The sequence below is a fragment of the Victivallis sp. genome, from assembly GCF_048170485.1.
Taxonomy (GTDB): domain Bacteria; phylum Verrucomicrobiota; class Lentisphaeria; order Victivallales; family Victivallaceae; genus Victivallis.
Window position 1 is genome coordinate 1 of sequence record NZ_DBEXAY010000008.1, and the last position, 6,742, is coordinate 6,742.

The 6,742-nt window shown below is 60.5% G+C and carries 6 protein-coding genes; 1 reads left to right on the forward strand and 5 read right to left on the reverse strand.

The genetic code is table 11. The features are described from left to right. Positions 1–203: 203 nt before the first annotated feature. Entirely contained in the window at positions 204–944 is a 741-nt protein-coding gene (gene rsmI, locus ACMLHG_RS00365; protein WP_417169160.1) for a 16S rRNA (cytidine(1402)-2'-O)-methyltransferase, read from the reverse strand. 56 nt (positions 945–1,000) lie between these two features. Here rsmI and ACMLHG_RS00370 point away from each other — a divergent pair, with 56 nt between their 5' ends. Next, positions 1,001–1,717, forward strand: a complete 717-nt coding sequence (locus ACMLHG_RS00370; RefSeq protein WP_417169161.1) for a pseudouridine synthase — start codon at positions 1,001–1,003, stop codon at positions 1,715–1,717. Here ACMLHG_RS00370 and ACMLHG_RS00375 read toward each other — a convergent pair. The 4 genes from ACMLHG_RS00375 to ACMLHG_RS00390 form a co-directional block, all read right to left on the reverse strand. After that, positions 1,692–2,474, reverse strand: a complete 783-nt coding sequence (locus ACMLHG_RS00375; protein WP_417169162.1) for a hypothetical protein — start codon at positions 2,472–2,474, stop codon at positions 1,692–1,694. The two genes, ACMLHG_RS00370 and ACMLHG_RS00375, sit on opposite strands and share 26 nt — an antisense overlap. After that, positions 2,471–3,727: a hemolysin family protein gene (locus ACMLHG_RS00380; RefSeq protein ID WP_417169163.1), complete on the reverse strand. Its 1,257-nt coding sequence runs from the start codon at positions 3,725–3,727 to the stop codon at positions 2,471–2,473. The genes ACMLHG_RS00375 and ACMLHG_RS00380 overlap by 4 nt, the downstream gene beginning before the upstream one ends. 7 nt (positions 3,728–3,734) lie before the next feature. Beyond that, the gene (locus ACMLHG_RS00385; RefSeq protein ID WP_417169164.1) at positions 3,735–5,375 is read right to left on the reverse strand and encodes a hypothetical protein; all 1,641 of its coding nucleotides are present in this window, start codon (positions 5,373–5,375) and stop codon (positions 3,735–3,737) included. After that, a partial coding sequence (locus ACMLHG_RS00390; RefSeq protein ID WP_417169165.1) for a hypothetical protein occupies positions 5,372–6,742 on the reverse strand: 1,371 nt, incomplete at its 5' end. The genes ACMLHG_RS00385 and ACMLHG_RS00390, both read right to left, overlap by 4 nt.

Sequence of the window (6,742 nt, forward strand, 5' to 3'; positions counted from 1 at the left end):
ATATTTACCAGGATTCGCACAACTATAATCCAACTCAACGAAAAGGAAAAACCGGAAATGGGTAATTTTAAAAAACAATCAACTCAGGCTCAAATAGGGTGGTTAGAATGACGATTTCAAAGAATTATGGGACGGCAGTGAAAAAAAATCATTTTTTTCCCATCCGGAGAAGCTGTTTCGGTAAAATCCGCCAGAGGAAAAGCTCACGAGAACTCTTCCTCCTCGTCCGCCGGCTCCACACTCTGCTCCGGATGGACCCCGATGACGAACTCCCCGCGCCACTCCCGTTTTCCGGCCAGAGCGGCCAGTTCCGCGGCGCTCCCGCGCAGAACCTCCTCATGCAGTTTGGTCGCCTCGCGAATCACCGCGACCTGCGCCTCCGGCCCGACCGCCTCCGCCAGCTCCGGCAGAGTCCGGGCAATCCGGTGTGGGGACTCGAAAAAGAACACCGTCTTCCCCTCCCCGCGGATCGATTCAAAAAACTTCCGACGCCGCCCCGACTTCACCGGCGGGAACGCCAGAAACGTGAACTTGTCCACCGGCAGTGCCGAAGCCGTCACCGCAAACGTGAGCGCCGAAACCCCCGGAATCACCTCCGGCTCAATTCCGGCCCGCACCGCTTCGCGCATCAGGAAAAATCCGGGGTCCGCCAGCGACGGCGTACCGGCATCCGATACCGCCGCCACCGAGAGCCCCCCCAGAATCTCCTGGATCAGCCCCTCGGCCTTGCGGTGCTCATTGAATGCATGAAAGCTCATCAGCCGGGTGTGTATGTCGAAGTGCGCCAGCAACTGACGGGTATGCCGGGTGTCCTCCGCCGCGATGAGATCGACGCACCGCAACACCTCCAGCGCCCGCAGAGTGATATCATTCAAATTGCCGATCGGCGTGCCGACCAGATAAAGTTTTCCGCAACAATTTCCGTTTCCCTGCTGGATATCCATTGCAAAAATCCGTCCTGTGGTGTAAACTATGCAAACGAAACAGCGAGGCAGCCATCTTGGAAAACGACAACCGCGAACGCCTGGTTAAATTTCTCAGCTCCGCCGGTGCGGCCTCCCGCCGCGCCGCGGGCGAACTGGTCAAGTCCGGCCGGGTCGCCGTCAACGGCCGTACCGTCCTGGAACCGGGCGCGCGCGTCGCTCCCGGCGACCAGGTCACGCTGAACGGCACACCGGTCCGCCCTGCGGAAGTCCGCCTCTACATCATGCTCCATAAACCGCGCGGCTACGTCTGCACCAACCATGACCCGCACGCGAAACAAAAGGCGGTCGATCTCATCCGGACCGATCCGCCGGTGCGGCTCTTCTCCGCCGGGCGGCTCGACAAGGAGAGCGAAGGGCTGATCCTCTTTTCCAACGACGGGGCGTATGTCGAGGAGCTCACCCATCCCCGCCACGAAATTCTCAAACAGTACCTTGTCCGGCTCACCCGTCCGCTCTCCGAAGCGGAACTGGAACGCATCCGCGCCGGAATTTCCGACCAGGGCGATCTGCTCCGGGTCAGAGCCATCCAGCCGCTCGGCGCCGCCCGCTACCGGATTACCCTCAACGAAGGGAAAAAACGGGAAATCCGCCGCATCACCGCCGCCGTCGGCGCTCCCACCGTACAGCTCAAGCGGGTCCGCATCGGCGATCTCGAACTCGGCTCCCTGCCGCCGGGAGAGTGGCGCATGCTCACGCCGGAAGAGGTCACTCTGTCGCTGAAACGGGGGTGACTGCCTTCGCAGGATCTTCCGGAATTGCGGCCGGTTGAGCCGGAATTGCCTCGCTCTGCACATCGTTCTTCTCTGCCGGCGAAAGCTGCGGAATCGGCTTTTCCACTACAGCCTCTCCGCTGGAGTTTTTCTCCTCCTTCGACGCGGTCTCTTCGGCCGGCTTTTCCTCCGCCGTCGAAGCCGTTCCGGAAACCGGCAGAGCCGGTTCGCCCCCCAGTTCTTCGAGCTCCTCCAGCTCCCGGCCGCGCTCCGCGAGAATCCGGGCCAGCTCCTTCCGATTCTTCAAGTAAAGCGCCTTGACCACGATTTCAATCCGGGAACGCTCCTCGCCGCGCACGGAACTTGCCCGGCTTCCGAAGGTGTTGATCTCCCGCATACTTCCATCCGCTGACCGGTTGCCCGGATTGAGCCGGAATGTTCCCGGAGGAGAAAAGCTGGAGTTTTCAATTTGATAGGTTCCGACATTGACCCGTTTTGTGCTGACCAGGCAGACCGCATCCGCCCCGGCTTCCCGCGCCGTGTCAAGCAGTTTCTCCTGGATATCGTACCCGAGCGTGCCGTCCGGAGCCGTGAGCGTCGCACGCCCGATGATCCGGTACTCGCCGGGGGGAACCTCCGTCCGGTTCTGAAACAGCGCCACCGGCCGCGACATCGGAGTCGCTTCAAACTCCTGCCCGACATATTCCAGATCGATACAGCCGGAAACAAGCAGTCCGATCCCGGCGGCGAGTATCGCCAGACCGTCTCTTCTTCTCATTTTCCGTCTCCAGTATCGGTTTTGATCCGTTTCAAGTTGAACTCCCACACCTGCCCGCGGCGAATCTTGCGGGCGTAGAACTCCGCATTTCCGTACCGGTAGACGTCACCGACCTTGGGCTGCCGCTTGAGCATGCGGGCAAACCAGACCGAAACCGGCTCGGCGCGCCGCGGCAGATTCAGATGGGTATCGCGCGTGAGCAATGTCATCGGGACGCCGCCGCCGACCACCCAGACAAATTCACTCGGCGAATAGAAGGTCCGCGGCAACGGGTCGAACTCGTCATCCAGATCGCCCAGCAGCTCCTCGACAATATCCTCCAGCGTCACCAGTCCGAGCGTCTGCCCGGAAGCTGGATCGCGCACGATCGTCATATGGCAGTGCTGCGTGGCGAAGCGCTCCAGAAGCTCCGACGCCGTGTCATCCGGCTCGGCAAATGCGATCGGCCGGAGGATGTCGGTGAGGTTCATCGCCCCCGGATGCGCCCGGAACGTGGCAACCAGCTCCTTGAAGTTGACGTAACCGAGCACCTTGTTTCGGTTGCCCGCCTCGCAGACCGGATAACGGGTGTGAAAATCCGTTCCCGTCGAAGCAATCGCCTCGGAAAGGGTCTGGTCCGAAGAGAGGAAGGAGATGTTCTCCGCCGGAAGCATCACCATGCGCGCTGTCCGCTCCGACAGCCGCGGCACCGCTTTGATAATCCGCTCCTGCCGGGTCGAAATCACCTGCGAACTGCGCGCCAGCGCCGCCAGCGCCGAAATCTCATCCGCCGTGCTCGGCTGCACCGGGCGGCGCCGTTCGAACGGCCGGTTGATGAAGTGAGTGAGCTTGATGAGCGGCATGAAGAGAAACACCGCCACCTGCAGCGGACGCGCCGCAATCGCCATGACCCGGAGATTGAACCGCACGCCGAGCGTCTTCGGCAGAATTTCCGTATACTGCACCATCAGCAGTGTGAACACGAGCGAAAACACCCCCATGTACTGACTGCCGAAAGTTGCCGCCAGGCTGCCGCCCGCCACCGCCGCACCGATGGTGTGCGCGGCGGTGTTGATGATCAGAATCACCGCGATCGGTTTATCGATGTCCCGTTTCAGCGACTGGCAGATCTGCCCCGCTTTCGGTGAACGCTGACGCAGTTCCGCCAGCTGGCTCGGCGTAATGCTGAGAATCGCCGCCTCCATGAGAGAACACAGATTCGACAGGATCATCGCCAGAGCGACACTACCGAAAAATAAAAACCAAGCCTCCAAAGTTAACTCACTTCCGCCCGTCCGGGCTGTTTTTTTCCGGCGAAACCGTTTTCTGCTCCAACGCAGCTTCCGCCTGTTCTTCCGCGATCTTCGCCTTGAGAATCGCCACCATCGCCGGCGGGAAGATCTTGAGGCAGTTCTCCACCACAGACTTCTTCATCTCCGCGTAGGACGGCAGCTTTGTACGATCCTCCCTGCCCAGATCGGCCGCGTACTTCGTATAAATATAGCGTGCAATCCGTTCGTTGGCAACCGCGGCATCCTGGTCATTGTAGACCATGTAGTTGATGCTGCGGAAAATCAGGCCGCTGATGATCTCGCTGGCCTTCTTGACGGCGGCGTCGCGCACATCCTCCGCCCACTCATCCATGACGAACGACTCGATGTTCGGATGCTTCTTCCCATCCTCCTTGATCAGCTTCTGGTAGTACTCCTCCGCCTTGCTGAACTTGCCGTAGTTGTAGAGAATCGTCACCGCCTCTTTCATGAAGTTGATCCGGGCACTGCGGAAGGTCGACGCGGAGTTCCCTTTGTCGAAGGTGGTCTGCGCCTGCACATAGGTGTCGTATACCGCATCCACCAGCGCCAGATTCGGGACGACGATGATGCTTTCGAAATTCTGGTCGTCGATCATCAGCAGCTTCCCGGCCCGGAACGCCTCGTAGAGCGACTGCGTGATAATCCGGTTGCAGTCCAGATTGACATGCCCCGGAGTTCGCTTGAGACCGAGCGTCGCCCAGTAGATCGCCTGCGACTCCGGAACCCGCCAGTCCATCATGCCGTATTTTTCGTTGATCTCGACGATCAGCGAGGGATCCAGCTTGATCGAACGGCGCAAATACTCCGCCCGGAAGAAGTCGGTGAGTTTCCCGACCAGCGGCGACTCCGCTCCTCCGAGACGGCTGACGATGCCGGCCGGCAGAGCGGCCGGTTCCGTCGAACGGAAGGCATTGTACACCGCATCAAAGTTCTCATACCCGGCCTCCTTTGCCGCCTGCCAGAAGCGGTGGTCCGGCGGATAGGCCTTCATGAACGCCGCCTCATCTGCCGGAGCGGCCGCCAGCGCCTTCCAGTCCGGATTGCCGGTCCCGACGATGTTGGTCATCTGGATCGCCAGCCGGTTCTTATAGTACAAGTTGGCGTCGTCCATAATGTTGCCGAGCTTGTGCTGGAAAATCCACGCCAGCTCCTTGTAGAGCAACGGATCCTCCGGATTGTACTCAATCGCCTGATCCCGGATCAGTTTGATCCCCTCATTGACCCAGCGCCAGCGGTCGGCGAAACTCGAACAGGTCACCGAAATGTTGTAGGCCATGTTCCAGGCCAGATAGGCGGTCGCCCCCGAGAAGGTCGGCTGCAGATCGGTGATCCAGCGGGCAAGCTGAACCATTTCAAAATAGTTGCCCTTTTCCTGCAGCGCGCCGGCCCGCAGCCAGAGCAAATCGGCGACCAGCCCGCGGAAACTGCCGAGCGCCACGGTGGTGAACACCACCATCGGCGGCGCATTTTTGATCTGCCCGGTGAACCGGAGATTATGCTCCGCCACCTGCGCATCGAGCCGCTTCTCCACCCGGCTGATGCCGAACAACATTGCCAGGGTAACCACCACCAGCACAAAATACATGACAATTGTACGGAATCTGCTCATTTGCGTATCACCAATCCCAGTTCCCGGCGACGGTAGAAGTAGATGCCCAGTGCGAACAGCGGCAGTGCCCGGCAGAGGAAGTAGAACCACACCACCTGCCAGATCGCGCTCCACTCAAGCAATTCGCCGTTGGCCACCTGCGTCGACGCTTCAAAGGCCTGCAGCGGAATGACGATCCAGAGCAGAACCTTGGCAATGCTCTGGGCGAACTGGTCCGCCGCACCGCTGATATAGCTCATTCCGCTCATGTAGATGGCGAAAGAACCGAACAACAGATAGGAAATCACCACGAAAATCGCCGTCGGCATCGACAGGAACCCGCCGAATGCGCACCCGAGTCCGGAGAGGATCAGCAGCTCCAGCGCAATCAGCAGCACCGCCCGCAGGTAGTTGCTGAAGAAGCCGCAGACCTCCACCAGCAGTTTCGGCCCGTCGGCCGGCTGGAAATACTGCGTCTCCGCCTTGTCGTCAAAGTTGACGTAGCTGATGAGCACGGTATTGTCCGGAGTGACCACGTTCCACGCCGGCGGAATGACCTCCTCGTGGAACTCGCCCGACATCACCTGCCGCGGCCCGTTGGACAACGCGTAGAAGTAGATCTCATATCCGCTCTGCGCAGCCGGGTCGAACACGCTCGTCGCCTTGCTCTTGTCAATCACCCGGGGGACCCCCACCTGCCACCACGACCGGGTCATGCGCTGCCCTTCGGTGGCAACCTTCCCGATGTAAGGCCGATAACGGAGGAAGAGCGGCTTGCCCTTCGCCTCCGGCACATTGCGGTAAATCCAGCCGCGCGACGTGTTGTGCTTGACCTCGGAACCGGCGGAGACCAGCTCACGGCGCGCGTCGTCGAACATCTTCTCCTGCGCGGCCGGGCCGGTGTCGACGGCGAGACCGCGGCTGCGCAGATTCTCTATCCGCTGCCGCACCAGTTCGCGGGTCACCTTGTCGTAGTCCGGAACCTCCGGCCAGAAGACGCGGCGGCCGACCAGCACCTCATTGCGGATGCGCTCCCGCTCCTCGGCGGAAAATTCCTGCTGGTTGTATTTGTAGAGGATGATGAAGTAGATCGACAGCGTGGCCGCCGCGAGCAGCACCAGATGAATCAGATTCACCCCCACCCACTTCGCCAGCCAGATGCTGACGCGGGAAACCGGCTTGGTCACCACCATGTGCAACTGGTAGTTGTCGACATCCTGCGTCATGACGAAACAGCCGAGCCAAACGGAGGAGAGCGCCAGAATCGTACTGACCGCGGAGAGGCTGTACAGCAGCGAAATCCGGATGAATCCGCGTGCCGTGCCGTCCCCGCTGACCGTGCCGGGAATCAGAATCACGCACAGCAGCAGCAGCAGCAAAAGCAGCTG